This is a genomic window from Streptomyces sp. NPDC102283 (genome assembly GCF_044766265.1).
In the GTDB taxonomy this organism is placed as follows: domain Bacteria; phylum Actinomycetota; class Actinomycetes; order Streptomycetales; family Streptomycetaceae; genus Streptomyces.
Map to the genome: position 1 here is coordinate 22237 of NZ_JBIWLQ010000033.1, position 21589 is coordinate 43825.

Consider the following 21589-nt stretch of genomic DNA (forward strand, 5'->3'; position numbering starts at 1 on the left):
GTGGACAAGTCCCCGAACCCGACGGAGCAGGACCTGCGCGAGACCCTCGCGCCGCTGCTGGGCATCGACCCGGCGGCGATCGAGCCCGACGCCAACCTCGTGGTCCTCGGCCTGAGTTCGCTGGAGATCATGCGGCTCATCAGCCACTGGCGCAGGAGCGGTGTCCCGGCCCAGTTCGACGCCCTCGTCGCGGCGCCGACGCTGAACGGCTGGATCGCCCACTTCGCCGCCGTGACGGACGCCCCGGCGGCCGGTTCGGGGGCGGGCCGGTGAGCGCCGAGCTGATCACGGGCGGCACCGTCTACACCGCGGACGACCGGGAGAGCGTGCACCCCGGCGGCGCCGTCCTGGTGGTGGACGGTGCGATCGCGGCCGTCGGCCCCGCCGCCGACGTCGAGCGGGCCGTCGCCGCGCTCACCCCGGAGCAGCGGACGGGTCTGTCCCGCCGCGACGCCCGCGGCATGATGGTGCTGCCCGGCTTCGTCAACGCGCACTGGCACGAGATGTTCGCCATGCGCCTCCCCATGCGCGGCGCCCTGCGCCCGGCGTCCGACCGCGAGGACCAGGTCGCGTTCATGGGCGGCGGCGGCGACATGCACCAGATATCCGCCACCTTCGACCGGTTCGACGGCCTCATCGACGCGATGACCCCCGACGAGGCGCAGGCCATCGCCGCGTACTCGATGTGGACCCAGCTGCGCGGCGGCGTCACCACCCTCGGCGACATGGGCTCCCTCAACCGCCCGCACTCCATGGTCGCCGCCGCGCAGGCCCTGGGCATCCGCTTCTCCGCGAGCACCTGGGCGAGCGACGCGATCTGCCCGCCGGACGGGAGCCGCTTCGTCCGCACCCGGGACACGGACGGGGTCCTCGCCCAGGCCGAGGACCTGCTGGAGCTGACGGCCCGGGACACCTCCGGCCGCATCCGGTTCCGTCCCAGCGTCGCCTACGTCACCAACATGACCGACGAACTGGCCCGCGGCATGGCCGACCTCGTGGCCCGGCACGACCTGGGCTTCGCCACCCACGTGGGCGCGCTCCGCAACGAGGTCGCGCTGATGCGCACCTACTACGGGCAGACCGGGGTCCGCCGGCTCGCCGAACACGGCCTGGTCGACGAGCGGTTGATGGCGGGCCACTGCGCCTTCCTCGACGAGGACGAGCAGAAGCTCATGGTCGCGGGCCGCGCCCACATCAGCCATTCGCCCGGGAAGTACGGCCCCTCCGGCGAGTCCTCGCTCACCGAGACGGGCGTCGTGCCCGCACTGCGCAGGCAGGGCCTGGACGTGTCGCTGTCCACGGACGGCTCCTCCATGCCGAGCGCCGGGATCGCGGAGACGATGCGCGCCGCCTGGCAGATGTACAACGAGATGAGCGCCGACCAGACCGAGGTGCTGCCCACCGACGCGCTGGCGATGGGCACCAGGATCGCGGCCAAGGGGCTGCGGTGGGACGACGCCGTGGGCAGCCTGGAAGCCGGGAAGCAGGCCGACCTGGTCCTGGTGCGGGCGGACGACTGGCGCTATCTGCTCAACCCCCGGCCGCTGGAGGGCTTCCTGTGGCTGGCCGGATCGGCCGACGTGGACACCGTGATCGTGGGCGGCCGCACCCTGCTGTCCGGGGGGCGGAGCGTCGGGGTCGACGAGGCCGCACTCCAGGAGCGCTATCTGGACGCGCTCACCTCGTTCTCCACCCGGGCGCTCGGCATCCCCGGCGAGGTCGTCGGACGGGTCGTCGGGGGGTGGACCCGATGAGCGCCCCGCTCTCCGGCGTCGCCCTGGTCACCGGAGCCGCCGGCGGCATCGGCACCGAGGTCGTCCGCGCCCTGACGGCCGCCGGGCTCCCGGTCGGGCTCGTCGACCGTGACGTCCCGGCCCTGTGGGAGCTGGCCGCCGAACTGGGCGCGGCCGGGGCCCGGGTGCTCGCGGTCCCCGCGGACGTGACCGTCAGCAAGGACGTCGACACGGCGGTCGCCAAGGTGGAGGCCGGGCTCGGCCCGATCGAGAACCTGGTCAACGCCGCCGGAGTGCTCCGCAGCGGACCGGCGGTCGAACTCAGCGACGCGGACTGGGACACCACCTTCGCCGTCAACGCGGGCGGCGTCTTCCACACCAGCCGGGCGGTGGCCGGGGTCATGGTGCCGCGGCGGCGCGGCGCGATCGTGACGATCGCCTCCAACGCGGCGGCCACGCCCCGTATGTCCATGGCCGCCTACGCGGCCTCCAAGGCGGCCTCGGCGATGTTCACCAAGTGCCTGGGCCTGGAACTCGCCCCCCACGGCATCCGCTGCAACGTCGTCGCTCCCGGCTCCACCCGTACGCCGATGCTCACCGCCCTCCAGGGCGACGCCGCCGAACGGGCCTCCGTGGACGGGGTGCCCGACCACTACCGGCTCGGCATCCCGCTGGGCCGGATCGCCGAGCCCGGCCACATCGCCGACGCCGTGCTGTTCCTGCTCTCCGAGCGGGCCGCGCACATCACCATGCACGACCTGACCGTAGACGGCGGAGCCACGCTCGGCGTCTGACCGATCCCGTGAGAAGAGGACACGTTCCGTGGCGATTGCGCCGATCGACCCCTACCCCCTACCGCGGGCCGCCGATCTGCCGGCCAATACCGTGGCCTGGACCGTCGACCCCCGCCGGGCCGTGCTGCTGGTGCACGACATGCAGCACTACTTCCTCGCCCCCTTCCCCGAGAACGCCGAACCGCGCACCGGACTCCTCGAAGGCGTCGCCGCACTGCGCGAGAGCTGCACCCGGGCCGGCGTCCCCGTCGTCTACTCCGCCCAGCCCGGCGACATGACCCCGAAGGAGCGCGGGCTGCTCCAGGACTTCTGGGGACCCGGCATGTCCGCCTCCCCCGAGGACCGCGGCATCCCGGACGCCATCGCGCCCGGCGAGGACGACACCGTCCTCACCAAGTGGCGGGCCAGCGCCTTCCACCGCACCGACCTGCTGGACCTCCTGACCGTCCAGGGGCGTGACCAGCTGATCATCTGCGGTGTCTACGCCCACGTGGGCATCCTGCTCACCGCCTGCGACGCCTTCGCCCACGGCATCCAGCCCTTCCTGGTCGCCGACGCGATGGCCGACTTCACCCCCGACTACCACCGGACGGCCCTGACGTACGCCTCGGCCCGCTGCGGCGTGTCCGTCACCACGGCGACGGTCTGCGACGCCCTGACGAGCGCGTCCGCGACGCCGGCCGGGAGCGCGTCGTGACCACACTCGACGAGCTGGCCGAGGGCGGGCGCCCGTTCGCCCTCCTGCACCGGCCCGAGAGCGACCACCCCGACACCGTCGACCTGCTGCTCGGCGACTTCTCCGAGGTGGCCACCACGGCCGGCCTGCCGGAGGTGAACGGCGGCGCCGACCGTCACGAGACCCTCGTCCTGCTGCCCTACCGGGTGATCGGCGAACGGGGCTACGACCACCACGACGACGGCGAGCCGCTGCTGGTCATGACGGTCCGGGACCAGTCGCGACTGCCGGTGGGCGACACACTCGGCCAGGTGCTGGCCTGGCCGGTCGAACTGGACGGAGCGACCGGGGACTTCGACCTGGCGGACGAGGCGTACGGCGCCCTGGTCCGGCGGGTGCTCGCCGAGGAGATCGGCCACGGATCGGGCGCCAACTTCGTCATCAAGCGCACCTTCGTCACCGAGATCCCGCACTGGTCGGTGCGGACCGCGCTGGCCTTCTGGGGGCGGCTGCTCCGCGGGGAGCCGGGAGCGTACTGGATCTTCATCGTCCACACCGGCGAGCGGACCTTCATCGGCGCGAGCCCCGAGCGGCATGTCAGCCTCGACGGCGGCGTCGCGGTGATGAACCCGATCAGCGGGACCTACCGCTACCCCGCCGACGGACCGGACACCGCCGGCCTGCTGGAGTTCCTCGCCGACGGCAAGGAGACCAACGAGCTGTACATGGTGCTCGACGAGGAACTCAAGATGATGAGCCGGGTCTGCGACGACGCCCGGGTGGTCGGCCCGGAGCTCAAGGAGATGGCCCATCTCGCCCACACCGAGTACCGCATCGTCGGCCGCAGCACCCGCGACGTGCGCGAGATCCTGCACGAGACGCTCCTCGCCCCGACCGTCACCGGCAGCCCGGTGGAGAGCGCCTGTCAGGTGATCGCCAAGTTCGAACCGCAGGGCCGCGGTTACTACGCGGGCATCGCCGCGCTGATCGGCCGGGACGCGCACGGCGAGCGGCGCATGGACTCCGCCATCCTGATCCGCACGGCGGACGTCGACGCCCGGGGCCGGATGCGGATCGCGGTCGGCTCGACGCTGGTACGCGACTCCGAGCCCGCCGGCGAGAGCGCCGAGACCCGGGCCAAGGCGGCCGGCCTCCTCGCCGCCCTCGACCGCGCGCCCGGCCCCCGGCGCCCGGCCGGCCATCACGACCATCCGCAGATCAGAGCCGCCCTCCTGGAGCGCAACCGGCCGCTGTCGGACTTCTGGACCACCCCCGCCGCGCAGCGCCGCACCGGCCGGGAACGCCTGCTGGTCCTCGACGCCGAGGACACCTTCACCGCGATGGGGGCCCAGCAGCTGCGGTCGCTGGGCTTCGACGTCACCGTCCGCCGGTTCGACGAGTCTCACCGTTTCATCGGCTACGACCTCGTGGTCCTCGGCCCCGGCCCCGGCGACCCCCGGGAGGAGGGCCACCGCAAGATCGCCTACCTGCGCGCCGTCACCGCGAGCCTGATCAATCTGCGGGTTCCGTTCGTCTCGGTCTGCCTGAGCCATCAGATCCTGTGCCGGCTGCTCGGCCTCCCGCTGCGCGCGCTGGACTTCCCCAACCAGGGCGTACGCCGGACGGTCGACCTCTTCGGCACCGCGCAGCAGGTCGCCTACTACAACAGCTTCGTCGCGCACTCCTCGGCCGACCGGCTGTACAGCCCGCTGGTCGCCCACGACGTGGAGGTCGCCCGGGACCCGGACACCGGCGAGGTGCACGCCCTGCGCGGCCCCGGCTTCGCCTCGGTGCAGTTCCACCCCGAGTCGGTCATGACCCGGCACGGCGTGGCCATCCTGGACGGCCTGGTCACCGGCGCGCTCGCGCCGGTGCCTCACGGAGTGGAGCTCACGGCGTGACCGGTTCCCTGCTCGGCGCCCCTCCCGTGCCGCCCGCGGCCGGCCCGCCGCACCCGCCCGCCCGGCAGCAGCCGCACTGGCCCGAAGGACCGGCGCTGCGCTCCTGCCTGGCAGCACTCGGACGGAGCCTCCCGCTGGTGCTCCCGGACGAGTGCGCCCGCCTCAGGAGCCGGCTGGCGGCGGTCGCCCGGGGCGAGGCGTTCCTCGTCCAGGGCGGAGACTGCGCGGAGTCCCTCGACGCGCTGGACGCCGGTTCGATCCGGCGGACCGTCGCCACCCTGGGCGGCGTGGCCGACGTGCTGGGCCGGGCCCTGGAGCTGCCGACCGTCACGGTCGGACGGCTGGCGGGCCAGTACGCGAAGCCCCGCTCGTCGGCCACCGAGATCCGCGACGGCGTCGAACTGCCCGTCTACCGGGGCGACGCGGTCAACGGCCACGCCTTCACCGCCGCGGACCGCACCCCCGATCCGGACCGCCTCGTCCGCGTGCGCGACGCCTCGGCCGCCACGCTCAACCTGGTCAGAGCACTCACCGCGAGCGAGGACGGCACGGCCCAAGAAGCGCTGCCTCGGGAGCTGTTCACCTCGCACGAGGGACTGGTCCTGGACTACGAACGGGCGCTGACCCGGGCCGATCCGGTCGGCGGCGGACGGTACGCGTCCTCCGGCCACCTGCTGTGGATCGGGGAGCGCACCCGGCAGCTGGACGGCGCGCACGTCGCGTACTTCGCCGGCATCAGCAACCCGATCGCGGTCAAGGTCGGACCGACCGCCTCCACCGACGAGCTGATCCGGCTGGTCGACCGGCTGGACCCCGACCGCGACCCCGGGCGGCTCACCCTGATCGTGCGGATGGGCGCCGGCCGCATCCGCGACGTGCTGCCCGACCTGATCAGCAAGACGACCGCCGAGGGCATGACGGTCGGCTGGGTGTCCGACCCCATGCACGGGAACACGATCGGAGCCCCCTGCGGGCGCAAGACGCGCCGGTTCGACGACATCCTCGACGAGACGGCCGGCTTCTTCGAGGTGACCCGCGGCCTGGGAGTGCACCCCGGCGGCATCCACCTGGAGCTGACCGGCGACGACGTGGCCGAGTGCGTCGGCGGCACCGGAGGCGGGGTCGGCTACGACGAACTGCCCGGCGGCTACCGGTCCGTGTGCGACCCCCGGCTCAACCGGCGGCAGTCGCTCGATCTCGCGCACCGGCTCGCCGCCCTCGTCGCCCGCGTGCCCTCCCCGGCGGACGGCGGGGGGAGGGCGGCCGACCGGGCCGCCGCGTCATGAGGGCCCCCGCCGTCGACGGTGGCCCGGTCACCGACACCGCCGACCTCTGGCTGCTCCCGGAACACGCCGTCGATACGTTCGCCGCGGAGTGCGGCGGCACGGACCTGCTGAGCGAGGACGAACGTACGCGGATGGCACGGCTGTTGAGGCCGGCGGACCGGAAGCGGTTCCTGGCCCGGCGGATGCTGTGCCGCTACGCGCTGAGCGCCCGCACCGGCCGCCCGCTCGGGGAGTGGCGCTTCACGACCGGTCCGCACGGCCGGCCCGAGCCCGAACCCGCCACGGACGGGCTGCGGTTCAGCCTCGCCGACACCGAGGGCCTCGTGGTCTGCGCCGTCACCCAGGGGCGGATGTGCGGGATCGACGTGGAGCAGACCTCCGTCTCCACCGACTCGGCCCACCACATCAGCAGGTTCTTCGCCTCCGAGGAACTGCTGGAGCTCTCCGCACTGGAGCCGGCCGCACTGGTCGCGCGGGTCGCCGAGCTCTGGGTGCTCAAGGAGGCCTACCTCAAGGCCCAGGGGACGGGACTGCACCGGAGCCTCGCCGAATTCTCCTTCGCCGCGCGAGGACCGACGACGCCCGGGCGGATCACCGTACGCGACTCCGTACGCCCCGGCGCCTGGGCCTTCGAGCTCCTCCGCCCGGGCCCGCACCACCTGGTCGCCCTCGCCGTCGAGGGCGACGACCGAGCCGCAGTGCGGCAGACCTGGCTGACCGGATCCGGGAAGCCGACCGACCCACGATGAGGGGATGGCCCATGAGCCGAGAACTGGATATGACCGTCGCACTCTTTCCCGGACAGGGCGCCTACCGCGCCGGCGCGTTGAAGGGGTACTGGGAGAGCGGGGACCGGACGGTGCGGACCACCTTCGAGGAGGTGGACGCGGTCGCCAAGGAGATGATCGGCCGTGCTGTCTCCCCGACCGTGTTCCAGCCGTCGCCGCCCAGTCCCGCGGCCCTCCTGGAGTCCGCCCCGGACATCCTCCAACTGGCCGTCTTCACGACGGCGGTCGCCACCCACCGGCTGCTCACCGAACGGGGGGCGGCCCCTTCGGTGCACCTCGGCCACTCCCTCGGCGAGCTCGCGGCGCTGACCTGCGCGGGGGCGTGGGACCTGACCGACGCGGCGGAGATCCTCTGCGAGCGGATATCCGTCCTGCGCGAGCACGACGACAGCGGCGGCGTGATGCTCGCCCTGGGCTGCGACGGCGAACGCGCCGAACGGATCGTCGGCCTGATCGGCGACCCCGGCCTCGTGCTCGCCGTCGACAACGGGCCCCAGTCCGTCCTCTCCGGCCGCGCCGAGCCGATCGCCACGGCCGCGGCCGTCGCCGGCCAGCTCGGCATCACCCACACCCGGCTGCGCTCCCCGCACCCCTTCCACCACCCCCTGCTGGAGAAGGCACGCGGCGTGCTGGCCGAGCGGCTCGCCTCCTTCCCCTCCCGGCCGCTCGACGTGCCCGTCTACTCGCCGATCCTGGGGAGGTTCTACCGGGACGGGGACGACCTGGCCCGGCTGCTCGCCCTCCACCTGGTCACGCCGGTCGAGTTCGGACCGGCGGTCTCGGCCCTGCACGCGGCCGGGGCCCGGGTGTTCGTCGAGACCGGGGCCGGCCGGGTGCTCAGCTCCCTGGTGGAGCAGGCCAGGCCGGGCGCGTACGTGGTCGCGCCGCTGGCCGGGCGGGACGAGGAGGCGGGGCTCGCCGCGGCGGCCGCCGCCCTGCGGCCCCCGCTGACCCGCGGCGGCGTACCGGCGTCGGCGCTTCCGGCGGCCGCCGCTCCTGTGGACACGGCTGCCGCGGCCACCGTGACGCCCCCGGCGGCCGTCGTCCCGGAGACCGCCGCCGTGGCCGCGACGCCCGCCCCCGACCGCGACGAACTCAGCGGCCGGGTGAGGGCCCTGTACGCGGAGGCGATGGAGTACCCGGAGGAGGTGTTCACGGACGACGTGCAGCTGGAGGCGGACCTCGGGGTCGACTCGGTCAAGCAGACCGAGCTGCTCAGCAGGCTGGGGGACCGCTTCGGCCTCGGCCTGCCGCCCACCGGGCTGCGCGTCGCCGACTACGACACCTTCGGCAAGGTCGTCGACTTCGTGGCGGCCGGTGTCACCGACGGCGCGGACGCCGGAAGCGCGGCCGGCCGATGACGCACCCCGTCCGTGGCGCCGACGCGGAGTTCGCCGGACGCGTCGCCCTGGTCACCGGCGGCGCGGGCAGCGTCGGCCGGGTCGTCGTCGAACGGCTCGCGGAGCGCGGCGCGACCGTCCTGCTGAACTGCTTCCACTCCTACGACGCCGCCAAGCAGCAGGTGCGCGCGCTCGTCGACCGGGGGCTGGACGTACGGCTGATCCGCGGGTCGGTGGCCCGGCGGGCCCAGGTCGAGCGCATGTTCGCGGAGATCGCCGAGGAACACGGGCGGCTCGACATCCTGGTGAACAACGCCGCCGCCGGCTCCTTCGTGCCCTTCGAGGAGATCACGGAGGACCTGCTGGACCGGACGTACGCCACCAACGTCAAGGGCCCGCTGTGGTGTGCGCAGTACGCCCGGCCGCTGCTGGCGGCGTCCGGCGGGCGGGGCGGCGCCATCGTCAACGTCTCCTCCCTCGGAGCCGCGACGACACCGGCCAACTACCTCCCGACCGGCGTCTCGAAGGCGGCGCTGGAGTCGCTGACGCGCTATCTGGCCGCGGAGCTCGCCCAGGACGGGATCCGGGTCAACGCGGCCTCGTGCGGTCTCATCGACAACCCGGTGGGCCGGCTGTTCCCGGATTTCGACGACGTCCGGGCGAACACCGTGGCGGCGACCCCGCTGGCCCGGCTGGGCCGCCCGGAGGACCTGGCGGAGGTCGTCCTGTTCCTCAGCTCGGAACGCTCGGGCTGGGTGACGGGGCAGACGGTCCTGGCGGACGGCGGTCTGACGCTGCTGCGTTCCGCGATGTCGCCGACGCCGGAGGCGGAGCCGGTGCAGGCGCCAGTGACGGAGCCAGTGACGGAGCCGGTGACGGCGCCGGTGACGGAGCGCGAGCCGGAGCGCGAGCCCGCCGCGCGGTCGGCACCGCGGTCCGTGCCGGAACCCGCGCCGCTCCCGCCGGCGGCAGCACGGACGCCGGAGACTCCACCCTCTCCGGAGACCGAACCGTCTCCGGAGACTCCGGACGACGACCCCATCGCCGTGGTCGGCATGGGGCTGGCCATCCCGGGAGCCTCCTCGCCGGAGGAGTTCTGGCGGCTCCTCACCGACGGCGCGGAGCTGTTCGTGGACGCGCCCCGCGACCGGTGGGACATCTCGCGCTTCCACGCCGAGGACCGCCGGGCGCCCGACAAGACCTACCAACGGCGCTCCGGCTTCATCACCGACTTCCGCCCCCACGAGAAGCTGCGGGCGGAAGGGCTCACCGACGCCGGACTCGACCACACCGCGCTCTGGCTGCGGCACAGCCTCCACCAGGCACTCGAAGGCGTCGGCCGCGCGGACGGCGACCGCTTCTCCTTCTGCGTCGGCTACACCCCCGACGGCAGCCAGCACCTCGAAGAGTCCTACGTGCTCGGCCACGCCCTGGAGACCCTCGCCGAGGACGGCGACGACGCCGTGCGCGGCCCGGTCGGGGACGCCCTGCGCCGGAGGTTCGGCCGGGGCGGCGAGCCCGGCGAGGCGCGCCATCCGCACCGCGTCGGCCAGGTCGCGATGGACGGCATCCTGCCGGACGGCACCCGGCTGCACATGGTGGACACCGCCTGCTCCTCCTCGCTGTACGCGATGGACCTCGGCGTGCGCGACCTGCTCTCCGGGCGCAGCGACGTCGCGGTGTGCGGGGGCTCCTTCGCCCTCGCCCCCAGCGGATCGATCCTGTTCGCCAAGCTGAACGGCCTTTCCACGGGCGGCGCCGTCCGCGCCCTGGACGCCGGTGCGGACGGAGCCCTGTTCTCCGACGGCGCCGGACTCGTCGTGCTCAAGCGGCTCTCGCGGGCCCGCGCCGACGGCGACCGGGTCCTGGGCGTCATCTCGGCGATCGGCCTCTCGGCCGACGGCCGGGGCAAGGCCATCTACGCACCGGCCCCCGCGGGCCAGGAACTCGCCGTGGAGCGGGCGTTCGAGCGCAGCGGGCTCGGCCCGGACGACATCGACTGGATCGTCGCCCACGCCACCGGCACGCCCGCGGGCGACGAGGCCGAGTTCACCAGCCTCGCCCAGCGCTACTCGGGCGACCGCGTCCAGCAGGTCACCTCCAACAAGTCCCTGGTCGGGCACTGCGGTTGGGCGGCCGGGGTGGTCTCGGTCATCCATACCCTGCTGGCGCTGCGCCACGGCACGATCCCCGCGCAGTACCGGTTCACCCGGCTGCCCGACACCCTGGCCGAACGCGCGACCGGCCTCACCGTGCCGCGGCAGCCCGTGTCCTGGCCCGTCGACGGCGACCGACCGCGCCGTGCGGCGGTCTCCGGCTTCGGGTTCGGCGGCACCAACGCCCACGTGATCATCTCCGAGGACCACAGCGCGGTCCGGACCGGACATCCGGCGGCCCTGCCCGCTCCGCTCGACGAGGACCTCGTCCTGGTCGGCTGGTCCTCCCAACTGCCCGGCAGCCCCTCGTCCGAGGAGGTCGCGGCCTGGGCCGCGGGGGAGGCCGACGAGGACTTCGCGCCGTCGTTCGGCCCGGCCTACCCCGTACCGCCGTTCCAGGAACTGCGGATGCCGCCGCCCACCGCCCGTACCACCGACCGCACCCAACTCGCCATGATCCGCTGCATGCAGGCCCTGGACGAGCCGGTACGGCAGCTGTGCCTGAGCCACCACCGGACCACCGGAGTCGTGGTCGGCCACACCGGGGCCACCCGCAACGCCCTGCTCTACAAGTCCCGCGCCTACCTCGACGAGATCCGCCACGTGGTGGCGGGAGCGGGCGGGCCCGCCACGGAGAAGTTCGTGACCCGGCTGGAGGAACGGGCCACCGGTCTCATCGCCGCGCCGACCGAGGACTCCTTCCCCGGGGCGATGCCCAACGTCATCGCGGCGCGGCTGTCCAACTACTTCGACCTGCGCGGTCTCAACATCACGGTCGAGGCCGGAGAGGCGTCCCTGCTGGAGGCGTTCGACGTGGCGGGTTCCTACCTGGACTTCCGGGAGATCGACGTCGCGCTGGTCGCGGGCGTCAACGGCACGGCCCTGCCCGGGTGGAACGACGAGGAGGGCCGCTGGCCCGCCGAAGGAGCCTTCCTGTTCGTCATGGTCCGGAGGTCGCTCGCCGAGGAGGCCGGCCTCCCCGTGCTGGCCGTTGTGGAAAGGAGCGTGGCGGCGTGAGCCCCTCGCGTCAGGGAGCCACCACCCTGCTGGGCGCCGAGGGCGCCCGGGAACTGATCGCCTTCCTCACGGGGTCCGAGCCGGGCCGGACGGAGCAGGGCCCCGCCACCGCGGTGATCGAGCGGGCCCCGGAGCAGGGCGGCCCCGTCCACCGCCTGCGACTGCGCCGTCCCACCGCGGTGGCGGTTCCCGTCGAGCCCCGGCCCACCGCCCATGTGGTGAAGCCCGCCGAGCCCCGGCTTCCCGCCGCGGTGGTGGAGCCCGTCGAGCCCCGGCTTCCCGCCGCGGTGGTGGAGCCCGTCGAGCCCCGGCTCCTGGACCGGCACGTCCTGGGTCTCGCCCCGGCGCCGCGCAGGGATCCCGGCCCGCCGCCACCGCTCTTCCCGCCGTCCACCGCACTGCTGACGCACGGCCTGGCGGCGCTCGGCGCGTACGACCTGCCGGCGGACACGGAGCTGCTGCCGCTGTCGCAGGAGGACGCGCTGGAGGAGGCGGTCCGACGTGCCGCCCCGCGCCATGTGCGGATCGTGGTCGACCTGACCCGGGAGGACAGGGGCCGTGGCCCCTCCGAGCGGCTGCTGCGGCTGCACGACGCCCTCTTCCGTACCGCGAAGGCCTGCGCCGGGCTCCCCGAGCTGCCCGCATCGTTCGTGCTGATCGTCCTGGGCGGCATCGACGCCGACCGGGTGCAGCACCCGTGCGCCGGGCTGTTCTCCGGGTTCGCCAAGAGCCTGGCGCTGGAGTGGCCCGACTCCTCCGTGGTCGCCGTCGTCCACGAGGCCACCGCGCTCAAGGACGCCGAGGCCGACGCGGCGGCGGAGTCCCTGGCCCCGCAGCTCCTGCCCGTCGTCGCGTTCGCGGGCGGCGTCCGCCTCCTGCTCCGGGCCGTGCGGGACCGGGGCGCCACCGCATCCGCCCCGCGACCGCTCCGTACCGTCGTCGCGGCAGGCGGCGGCCGGGGCATCGGGGCGACGCTCCTCACGGCGCTGGCCCGCCGGGACCGGCCCCGCTTCCACATCATCGGCTCCACCCCGCTCGGCGCCGGAACACCCGAGGAGGCGCCCGGACGCCAGGAGTTCATCCGGGCGCACAGCACCGGGCCGGACCGGCTCTCCGTACGGGAGGCCAACGCGGCCTACGACCGGCTGGCCGCCGCGGCCGAGGTGCGCGCCACCGTGCGCACGCTGAAGGAGATATGCGGTGCGGAACGGGTGACCTACCACGCCTGTGATCTCCGCGATCCGCACGCCGTACGGGAGGTCGTCGCGCGGATCGAGTCGGCGGAGCGGGACGGCGTCGACCTGCTGCTCAACGTCGCGGGTACCAACCGGGCCGCCTCGGTGGCCAAGAAGAGCCTCGCCGACTTCCGGGCCGTGCGCGACCTGAAGGTACGCACCCACACCAACCTCAGGGCCGCGTTCGGCGACCGGCGGCCCCGCCGCTGGTGCAACTTCGGTTCCTTCGTCGGCTTCACCGGACAGAACGGCGAGACCGACTACGGATCGGCGAACGACTACCTCAACACCGCTGCCGCCGCCGGCGCGGCCCGGGGCTCGGGCGAGTTCACCATCGGCTGGACGCTGTGGCGCGACGTCGGCCTCGGGGCGACCCCGATCATGCGGAGGTTCCTGGCGAAGAGCGCGCAGTTCACCGCCATGCCCACGCCGGAGGGCATCGACCACTTCCTCCACGAGATCGACCAGGCCGAACCGACCCCGCTCACCGTGCTGTTCGGGGACGCGGAACGGGCCACCATGGAACGGGCCGCACCCGGCTACCTGGACTTCTGCCGCGTACCGGCCCCCGACTCCCTCGCCCCGGACTCCCTCGCCCCGGACCCCCTCGCCCCGGCCCCCCTTGCCCCGGCCCCCCTTGCCCCGGACCCCCTCGCCCCGGCCCCGGCCCCCGCTGCGACGCCCGCCCCGGCCCCCGCGCGCCCGGCGCTCCCCGGCTTCTTCGTCGACGACATCGTCGACCGAGGCGCCGACCGGCTCACCGTGGTGCGCACCTTCACCCTGGAACGGGACGCCTACCTGCGCGAGCACGTCGTCAACGGATTCCCGACCCTGCCCGGCACCTTCGTCCCCGAACTCGCCGCGCAGGCCGCCATGCACCTGGTGCCCGGCCGGGTCCCGGCCGTGCTGGAGGACATCCGGCTCGACGCGTTCCTGCGCGTCTACCGGCCCGGCCGCGGCGAGACCAAGAAGATCACCGCGCGCCTGGTGGAGAGCGGACGGCACGAGTCCGTCGTCGACGTCGAGGTGACGGGCGACGTGCTGGCCCCCGGCGGGCAACTGCTCGTCAAGGACCGCCGCCACTTCTCCGCCCGCGTACGGCTGCGGGACGAACCGGTCGCCGCACCGCGCTGGGAGCACTGGGACGATCAGGGCACCGAGGCGGTGGCCGACCCGTACCACCTGCCCAATCCCGCCGTCCTGCTGAGCGGCGTCTTCGTCTCCACCGGAGACACCCGCGCCCACCCGCACGGACGGCGCGCCCGCTACGTCCCGGACCGGCCGGGCATCGAGCGCTGGTTCTCCGGCCTCGTCGTGCCGTCCGTACTGCTCGACGGCCTGGCCCGGACCTCGGTCCTGAACCGGAGCGACGGCGACTGGATCCCGCTCGCCGTACCGCGGACCATCCGCCGCATCGACCTGTACGACGGCCACACCGACGCCTCACTGGCCGCCGCCGGCACCCGGGTCGAGCTCTACTCCCTGCCCGCGCGCCTGGATCTGGAGAGCGCCGAGGAGAACCGGTCGGTCGCGGTCACCGCGGCCGGGGACGTCGTCCTGCAGATCAAGGACATGACCGGAGCCGTGCTCGGCCATGTGAACCAGACCACCGGCGAGTACCGCGGACGCCGCAGCCCTGCCGAGGAGACCACACCATGACCGACACGCCCGACGTCGCCCCCGCCGCCCCCGCGGCCCCGGAAGCCGGCGTCTGCCCGGTGACCGGCGCCCGGGCGAAACCGGTCGGGGGACCCACGAAGTTCCCGCGCTCCTCCCCGATCGTCTCCACGATCGCGTACGCCGCGGACCCGCCCGGTTACTCGCTGCGCGCCCAGCGCGACCACGGCACCGTCGTGAAACTGCCGATCCTGCCGCACAACCCGACCGTCCAGATATCCGCACCCGACGGCATCCGCCGGGTGCTCCAGGGCAACGCCGACAACTACGCGCGCGGCGCCTACTACGAGGCGTTCGAACTGTTCATGGGGCGCGGGCTGCTGACCCTGGACGACGGGGACTGGCGCGTCCACCGCAAGACCGTCAACTCGGCGTTCACCCCGAACGCCATCGCCGCCCGGGGCGGGGAGAGCGACCTGGCGGTCGCCGCGCTGCTCGACCGCCTCGCCGAACACGCCCGCACCGGAGAGCCGTTCGACCTCTTCCGGGAAGCGATGAGGCTGACCTCCCGGGTGATGGGGATCGCCCTGGTGGGCAAGGACCTCTCGCAGGACGGCGGTGAGTTCGCGGAAGCGGTCACGGTCGCCCTCGAAGCGATCTTCAAGAACGTCGGCTCGGTGGACAAGGCGATCCCGTCGTTCCTCCCGACCCCCTACCGCCGCCGCGTCGCGCGGGCCCGGCGGACCCTGGAGCGGGTCGTCGCCGAGGCGGCCCGGGACGTGGACCTCGGCGTCGGCGGCGAGGTCGCCACGCTCATCCGCGAGTCGGACCTCCCCGAGGACGCACTCTGGGCCGACCTGGTCACCCTCTTCCTGGCGGGCGTCGAGACGACGGCGCTGTCGCTGACCTGGACGCTCTACGAGGTCGCCCGCCACCCCGAGGCGCACGAGCGCCTGCGGGAGGAGACCGACCGGGTGCTGGGCGACCGCCCGCCGGTCGCCGCCGAGCTGGACGGCCTCACCTACACCGCGATGGCGGTGGACGAGAGCCTCCGGATGCACCCGCCGGTCTGGCAGTTCACCCGTGAGGCGATCGAGGACGACGTCCTGGCCGGCCACAGCATCCCCGCGGGCACCCCACTGCTCGTCTCCGTGTACGGGGCGCACTACAACCCCGAGCAGTGGAAGGACCCCGAGCGGTTCGACCCCGAACGCTTCCGGCCGGGCGCCGGGGCCGATCGGGACCGTTCGGCGTACCTGCCGTTCGGAGGCGGCCGTCGCCAGTGCATCGGCAAGCGCATGGGACTCGCGCTCCTCCAGCAGACGGTCGCGGCGGTCTTCGGCCGGTACGAGGTCTCGGTGGAGCGGGAAGCGGTCCGCGGCGGCGCGTTCATCACGCTGTTCCCCAAGGGCGGCATGCGCGTGCAGGTCCGGGAGCGCACCCGATGACCACGTCCACCGCGGCCGCGGAGGCGGTCGGCCAGCCGGCGCTCCGACCGCACCTCTCCTCCTTCGACCCGGACGCGTTCGTGCGCCCGGTGGGCCGGTTCGTCTGGGAACCCGTCCCCGTCCCGCACCCCGGCACGCTCGCCGACCGCCCGCTGGCGGGGCGGCGCGTCCTGCTGGTCGGCGAGTCGGCCGGGCTGGTCGCCGCCGTCGCCGGGGAGCTGGGTGAGCGGGGCGCGCTGGTCGTGCGCTCGGACCCCGGCACGCCGCTGAAGGCCGAGGGCTGGGACGGCATCGTCGATCTCAATGTGACGGGCCGGACCTACGAACTGGGCGACACCGACTGGCGGTCCGCGCTCGCGCGCACCACCGAGGCGATCCGGGCCGCCTACGGGCGCTGGAGCGAGGAAGCGCGCTTCGGCCGCCACGTGTATCTGGCCGTCACCCACCTCGGCGGTCTCTCCGGCCACGGACCGGGCCGCGTGCCGCAGCCGCTGGGCGGCATCTGGGCCGGACTCGCCAAGTGCCTGCCGCGGGAACTCCCCGCGGCGGGCGTGGTGGTGGTCGACCTGGACCGGGCCGACGCGACGGCGATCGCGGAAGCGGTCGAGCGGGAGTTCGCGGCGCCCGCCCATTTCGAGGTCGGCTACCGCGACGGCGTACGCCACGTGCTGGCCGGACGGCCGTCGCCCGACCGCGCGCCGGGGCCCCGGCCGCCCGGTCCGAAGGACACGGTGCTGATCACCGGCGGTGCGCGCGGGGTCGGGTTCGCCGCCGCCCGCTCGTTCGCCGAGACCTTCGGCTGCCGGGTGGTGGTCACGGGCCGCGGCGAGCTGCCGGACGAGGGAGAGACCACCTCCCTGGACGACGCGGCGTTCGCGCTGTGGCGCCGTCGCCGGATGTCGCGGGCGCGCACCCCGGGCGATCTGGCGGAGCTGCGCCGGGAGATCGCCCGGGCCGACGAGGCCCGCAAGGTCCTCGGCAATCTGCGGCGGGCGGCCGAGGACGGCCTGCGCATCACGTATCTGCGCTGTGACTGCACGGACGCCGAGCAGGTGGAGAGCGTCTTCGCCGCGCTCGGCGACGGCCCGCAGTACGTGGTGCACAACGCCGGCATCGACGAGCCCGCCCGCTTCGACCGCAAGTCCGCCGCAGCCGTGATCCGTACGGTCGACGTCAAGGTGACGGGCTTCGCCCAGCTGGTCCGCGCGATCCTCGCCCGGCCCGAACGGCGGGCCGCGCTGCGGTTGCTGAGCAATGTCGGATCGCTGGCCGGCCGGATGGGCGGGATGGTCGGCCAGATCGACTACGCGGCGGGCAACGAGGCGCTGGCCCGGCTCGGGTTCTGGGCCCGCGACGACCTCGGCCTGCCGGTGCAGACCCTCTGCTGGCCGACCTGGGAACGCCTCGGCGTCATCGCCAACTACTCCGCGGCCGTCCGGTACGTCTCCACGCTCGACCCGGCCGAGGGCGCCCGGCGCTGGGCGGAGGAGATCGCGTCCGGGCACACCGACGAAGCGGTGTTCCTGGGCCGGATCGGGGCCGTCCTGGCGCCGGGGCAGCTGCGGGGGTTCGGCATGCTGACCGGCCACCCGGACCTGCCGCGGCTCCACGCGCTCGACCACCACCTCGGCGAGGTCGAGGAGTACGCGCTGTTCCGCTCGATGCGCACGCGGTGGACGCTGGAGGCCGGGGCGCATCCCTGTCTGACGGATCTGCGGATCGAGGGCCGGCCGGCCGTCCCCGTGGGCGTCGTCCTGGAGCACCTGGTGGCCGCGGGCGACTGGGTGGTGCCGGAGGGCTGGCCGCTGCTGCACCTGCGGGAGGTGCACCGGTTCACGGTGCGCCTGGCCGGACTCCGGATCACCGGCGGACGCCTGGTCCTGCACCGGGAGGCCGAGGGCGCCCGGCGGGACGGCGTGTGGCAGGTGGACGTCACCGTGCGCGATCCGGCCGGTGAGCGGGTGGCGGCCGCCACCCTCGTGTACGGGCCCGAGCCCGCCTCGCTCCCCGCCTCGCCGCCCGTCGCCCCGCCGGAACCGCCGGAACAGGCGGGCCCGGCCGGGCCGGACGCCGGGTGGCTGGACTGGGCCGGTGTGGTGTTCCGGGAGGAGCGGCCGACGCCCGGCGACGCGGGGGCGTTCGCCCTCCGCCCGGTGGCGCCGGCCGACCTGTGGACGACGTCCTTCCCGCCCGCCCACACCCTTTCGCCCGCGGCCGTCGAGACGATCGTGCGCGAGGTGGACCGCTCCCGCGCGCGGGACGGCGCGGGCACGTTCACCGTCGAGAGGCTGGTGCTGAGCCCGGGGGCGCAGGAGACCGACCTGGTGCGCAGGGGCGCGGTGTCCGGAGAGTGGCGGGGAGCCCGTGCCGGGCGCGAGGTACTCCTGGCGGAGGGCGTCGCCCTTGGGCCCTGAGGCCTGTCGTGGAGGCACCGGAGTCCGCGGCGCGGGGCCCTACGGGGCTTCGGCCGCGGACTCCGCGCCGCGCGCACGCCAGCCGCTGACCACGGCGTACAGGGTCTCCTCGTAGGCGGACCCGATGTCGAGTCCCGGCGGGGCGTTGCCGGACAGTTCCAGGGAGACCAGGCCGTGGGCCGCGCCCCAGCAGGACAGGGCGATGACCTCGGCCGTTCCCTCCTTGAACTGTCCGGCGGCCTGGCCGCGCACCACCGCGTCCACGAGCGGCTGGATGGTCGAGCCGGCTTCGCTGCGGCGTTCGGGCGTCGGTTCGTAGTCGCCGCGGTCGGCGAAGACGATCCCGTACAGATGCGGGTTGGCGAGGGCGTACTCCCGGTAGGCGACACCGAGCCGTACGACGTCGGCCGAGGGGTCGTCGGAGGAGTCGACGGTGTCCAGGCGGGCGATGAACAGCCGGACCGCCTCCTCGTACAGGCTGTCGAGCAGTCCGGCCTTGTTCCCGAACAGGGAGTAGACCGCCGTCGTGGATGTCTTCACGTCGGCGGCCAGCTTGCGCAGGCTCAACGCGCCGGTGCCGCGGTCGAAGACCGTGGCGGCGGCGCGGTTGATGAGCTTGTGGCGAAGAGCGTCGTCATGTGTCTTGAGCCTGGCCATGACCCCAATGTAGCGCAACGGTGTTTTGAATGGCTTGCGACAGTGGTTGTCGCTGAAGGGCTGACACGAGGCTGACATCGGCCAAAATTTCTTGCACAGTGTCTAACTCGCACAAACGCCCAGCTCGGAGCGTGTTTGCTCCTACTCGCCGGGTCTGATGGCTGGCCTGATTCGCCGTGCCGCGTATTGATAACACTGTTACTGTCGTCGTAGCTTGGGGACTGTGACACGACGAACTGGCAAGGCGATCTAGGGAGTTCGGATGTTCGAGACGTTGGGGCGCTTCATCCATCGGGGGCGCAAACCGCTGCTGATCCTCACACTGGTGTTCGCTGTCTTCTCGGGGGTGTACGGCCTCGGCGTCTTCGGTGACATGAAGCCCGGCGGCTTCGAGGACCCGAACTCGGAGAGCCGTAAAGCGGCGCTCCTGGCCGAGGAGGCGTTCCCGCAGCGGGCGCCGGACGCGGTCGTGGTCTACCGCAGCAAGGACAGGACGGTCGACGACCCCGCCTTCCAGGAGGCGGTCGTCGGCAAGATCTCCTCGCTGCCCGAGTCGTCGGTGACCGGCGCGGCGCACTACTGGATGACCAAGATGCCCGCCCAGGTCAGCCGGGACCGGCACGCCACCTATGTGGCGATGAATCTGAAGGGCAGCGACGACAACGCCAAGGAGGCGTCGTACAAGAAGGTCAAGGACCAGCTGGACGTCGCGGGGTACGAGACCTTCCGCGGCGGCCCCGTCCCCACCGGCTTCCAGGCCGGTGAGCAGATCGGCGAGGATCTCGCCGTGGCCGAGGGCTTCTCCTTCCCCGTCCTGTTCCTGCTGCTGGTCGTGGTCTTCGGCGGACTCGCCGCGGCCAGCCTCCCGCTGTTCGTGGGAGGGCTGTCCATCATCGGCTCCATGGCGGTGCTGAGGGTCATCGCCCAGTTCACCGACGTGTCGGTGTTCGCCATGAGCCTGGTCACGATCCTGGGCCTGGCCGTGGCCATCGACTACGGCCTGCTGATCGTGAGCCGCTACCGCGAGGAGCTGGCCGCCGGGCACACCGGCGAGGAAGCCCTCTCGCGTACGGTCGCCACCGCCGGCCGGACCGTCATGGTCTCCGGCATCACCGTGGCGGTCGCCCTGTTCGGCATGACCTTCTTCCCCTTCGCCTTCCTCAAGTCCATGGCGTACGGCGGCGTCGCCGCGGTCGTCCTGTCCGTCTTCTTCTCGATCATCGCGCTGCCCGCCGCGCTCGCGGTGATGGGCCCGAAGGTCAACGCGCTCTCCCTGCGCCGCAAGAAGGGCGCCGCGGCTCCCGAGGCCAAGGACGAGGGGCCCTGGTTCCGGCTGGCGCACGGCCTGATGCGCCGGCCCGTCGCCGTCGCCGTGGTCGCCCTCGCGGTGATGCTGGCGCTCGCGGTGCCGTTCCTGCGGATCGACTTCGGCGCCAACGACGCGCGGCAGCTGCCCGACAGCGCGGAGGGCCGCCAGGTCCACAACATCATGGAGCGGGACTTCGAGGGCGACGGCGTCAAGTCCATCGACGCCCTGCTGAAGCTCTCCGGCGACGCGAAGTCCCCGGAGCAGGGTGCGGCGCTCCAGGCGTACGCCGAGCGGCTCGCGAAGGTGCCCGGGGCGAAGGACGCCCAGATCAGCGGGGTGGAGGGCACCTCGGGCCGGGTCTCCGTCAGCTTCGACGGGGTGGCGGTCTCCTCCGAGGCGCGCGACCTGGTGAACGACCTGCGCGAGGTGGAGCGGCCGGCGGGCGCCACGGTGTACTTCGGCGGTGAGACCGCGGTCTTCGACGACACGCTGGACGCGCTCGCCGACGTGCTGCCGTGGATGCTCCTGTACATCGCCATCGCGACGTACATCCTGCTCTTCCTGGCCTTCGGCTCGGTGCTGCTGCCGCTCAAGGCCATCGCCATGAACCTGCTGTCGCTGTCGGCCACCTTCGGCATCCTGGTCTGGATCTTCCAGGACGGGCACCTGGCCGACCTGATCGGGTTCGACCCGACCGGCAACATCGAGCCCAACATGCCGATCATGCTGTTCGCCCTGATCTTCGGCCTCTCCATGGACTACGAGGTCTTCCTCGTGTCCCGGATCCGGGAGCAGTACGACCAGCTCGGCGACCCGACCGCCGCCGTGGCGACCGGGCTCCAGAGCATCGGCAAGCTGATCGTCAGCGCCGCCCTGCTGATGTGCGTGCCGCTCGCGGCGATGGCGACCAGCGGTGTGCTCACCATGACGCTGTTCGGCGTCGGCATGGTGATCGCCATCCTGCTGGACGTGGCGGTGGTCCGCATCCTGCTGGTGCCGGCCGTCATGAAGCTGATGGGGCGCGCCAGTTGGTGGGCCCCGGGCCCCCTCCAGAAGGTGTACGCGCGCTTCGGCATCAAGGAGGGCGACGCGGCTCTCGCGGAGAAGAAGCCCGCCGAGGAGCGTGTCCCCGTGGGCCGCTGAGCCGGTCGGCCCGCCGGGTGAAGCGATCCGCTCAGCGGCGGCACTTCACCCGGCGGGCCGGAATCCGGCCGTACC

The 21589-nt window shown here is 73.5% G+C and carries 14 protein-coding genes; 13 read left to right on the forward strand and 1 reads right to left on the reverse strand.

The window, feature by feature from the left end; all coding sequences use genetic code 11:
* The 12 genes from ACIRJT_RS37485 to ACIRJT_RS37540 are packed head-to-tail and all read left to right on the forward strand — an operon-like array spanning position 1 to position 18405.
* Positions 1 to 273, forward strand: coding sequence for a phosphopantetheine-binding protein (locus tag ACIRJT_RS37485; RefSeq protein ID WP_403918722.1), 273 nt, complete (start codon positions 1 to 3; stop codon positions 271 to 273).
* Positions 270 to 1754, forward strand: coding sequence for an amidohydrolase family protein (locus ACIRJT_RS37490; RefSeq protein ID WP_403918724.1), 1485 nt, complete (start codon positions 270 to 272; stop codon positions 1752 to 1754). Before ACIRJT_RS37485 ends, ACIRJT_RS37490 begins: the two co-directional genes overlap by 4 nt.
* Positions 1751 to 2527 (forward strand): 2,3-dihydro-2,3-dihydroxybenzoate dehydrogenase, encoded by a 777-nt coding sequence (locus ACIRJT_RS37495; RefSeq protein WP_403918727.1) that lies wholly within the window; start codon positions 1751 to 1753, stop codon positions 2525 to 2527. The genes ACIRJT_RS37490 and ACIRJT_RS37495 overlap by 4 nt, the downstream gene beginning before the upstream one ends.
* A gap of 28 nt (positions 2528 to 2555) precedes the next feature.
* Entirely contained in the window at positions 2556 to 3224 is a 669-nt protein-coding gene (locus ACIRJT_RS37500; protein ID WP_403918730.1) for an isochorismatase family protein, read from the forward strand.
* Positions 3221 to 5104, forward strand: a complete 1884-nt coding sequence (locus ACIRJT_RS37505) for an anthranilate synthase family protein (protein WP_403918733.1) — start codon at positions 3221 to 3223, stop codon at positions 5102 to 5104. Before ACIRJT_RS37500 ends, ACIRJT_RS37505 begins: the two co-directional genes overlap by 4 nt.
* Complete coding sequence (locus ACIRJT_RS37510; protein ID WP_403918735.1) at positions 5101 to 6390, forward strand: 3-deoxy-7-phosphoheptulonate synthase; 1290 nt, start codon at positions 5101 to 5103, stop codon at positions 6388 to 6390. Before ACIRJT_RS37505 ends, ACIRJT_RS37510 begins: the two co-directional genes overlap by 4 nt.
* Positions 6387 to 7139 carry a 4'-phosphopantetheinyl transferase family protein gene (locus ACIRJT_RS37515; protein WP_403918738.1) on the forward strand — a complete coding sequence of 251 codons (753 nt, stop codon included), beginning with the start codon at positions 6387 to 6389 and terminating at the stop codon, positions 7137 to 7139. Before ACIRJT_RS37510 ends, ACIRJT_RS37515 begins: the two co-directional genes overlap by 4 nt.
* A gap of 11 nt (positions 7140 to 7150) precedes the next feature.
* A complete protein-coding gene (locus ACIRJT_RS37520) occupies positions 7151 to 8539 on the forward strand; it encodes an acyltransferase domain-containing protein (protein ID WP_403918741.1) in 1389 nt (462 codons plus the stop codon).
* A complete protein-coding gene (locus ACIRJT_RS37525) occupies positions 8536 to 11691 on the forward strand; it encodes an SDR family oxidoreductase (protein WP_403918744.1) in 3156 nt (1051 codons plus the stop codon). The genes ACIRJT_RS37520 and ACIRJT_RS37525 overlap by 4 nt, the downstream gene beginning before the upstream one ends.
* The gene (locus ACIRJT_RS37530; protein ID WP_403918746.1) at positions 11688 to 14585 is read left to right on the forward strand and encodes a KR domain-containing protein; all 2898 of its coding nucleotides are present in this window, start codon (positions 11688 to 11690) and stop codon (positions 14583 to 14585) included. The genes ACIRJT_RS37525 and ACIRJT_RS37530 overlap by 4 nt, the downstream gene beginning before the upstream one ends.
* Entirely contained in the window at positions 14582 to 15991 is a 1410-nt protein-coding gene (locus ACIRJT_RS37535; protein ID WP_403918749.1) for a cytochrome P450, read from the forward strand. The genes ACIRJT_RS37530 and ACIRJT_RS37535 overlap by 4 nt, the downstream gene beginning before the upstream one ends.
* Positions 15988 to 18405: an SDR family NAD(P)-dependent oxidoreductase gene (locus ACIRJT_RS37540; protein ID WP_403918752.1), complete on the forward strand. Its 2418-nt coding sequence runs from the start codon at positions 15988 to 15990 to the stop codon at positions 18403 to 18405. The genes ACIRJT_RS37535 and ACIRJT_RS37540 overlap by 4 nt, the downstream gene beginning before the upstream one ends.
* 39 nt (positions 18406 to 18444) lie before the next feature.
* On the opposite strand, the gene ACIRJT_RS37545 is transcribed toward ACIRJT_RS37540, so the two are convergent.
* Positions 18445 to 19062: a TetR/AcrR family transcriptional regulator gene (locus ACIRJT_RS37545; RefSeq protein ID WP_403918755.1), complete on the reverse strand. Its 618-nt coding sequence runs from the start codon at positions 19060 to 19062 to the stop codon at positions 18445 to 18447.
* Positions 19063 to 19324: 262 nt separating this feature from the next.
* On the opposite strand from ACIRJT_RS37545, the gene ACIRJT_RS37550 reads away from it, so the two are divergent.
* Complete coding sequence (locus ACIRJT_RS37550; protein WP_403918758.1) at positions 19325 to 21514, forward strand: MMPL family transporter; 2190 nt, start codon at positions 19325 to 19327, stop codon at positions 21512 to 21514.
* The last annotated feature ends 75 nt before the right edge of the window (positions 21515 to 21589 follow it).

What these genes read in the sequence shown, in the direction of transcription:
- ACIRJT_RS37495 (WP_403918727.1), top strand. Translation starts at nt 1,751, where the DNA reads ATGAGCGCCCCGCTCTCCGGCGTCGCCCTGGTCACCGGAGCCGCCGGC.
- ACIRJT_RS37540 (WP_403918752.1), top strand. Translation starts at nt 15,988, where the DNA reads ATGACCACGTCCACCGCGGCCGCGGAGGCGGTCGGCCAGCCGGCGCTC.
- ACIRJT_RS37545 (WP_403918755.1), bottom strand. Translation starts at nt 19,062, where the DNA reads ATGGCCAGGCTCAAGACACATGACGACGCTCTTCGCCACAAGCTCATC.
- ACIRJT_RS37515 (WP_403918738.1), top strand. Translation starts at nt 6,387, where the DNA reads ATGAGGGCCCCCGCCGTCGACGGTGGCCCGGTCACCGACACCGCCGAC.
- ACIRJT_RS37550 (WP_403918758.1), top strand. Translation starts at nt 19,325, where the DNA reads ATGTTCGAGACGTTGGGGCGCTTCATCCATCGGGGGCGCAAACCGCTG.
- ACIRJT_RS37525 (WP_403918744.1), top strand. Translation starts at nt 8,536, where the DNA reads ATGACGCACCCCGTCCGTGGCGCCGACGCGGAGTTCGCCGGACGCGTC.
- ACIRJT_RS37520 (WP_403918741.1), top strand. Translation starts at nt 7,151, where the DNA reads ATGAGCCGAGAACTGGATATGACCGTCGCACTCTTTCCCGGACAGGGC.
- ACIRJT_RS37535 (WP_403918749.1), top strand. Translation starts at nt 14,582, where the DNA reads ATGACCGACACGCCCGACGTCGCCCCCGCCGCCCCCGCGGCCCCGGAA.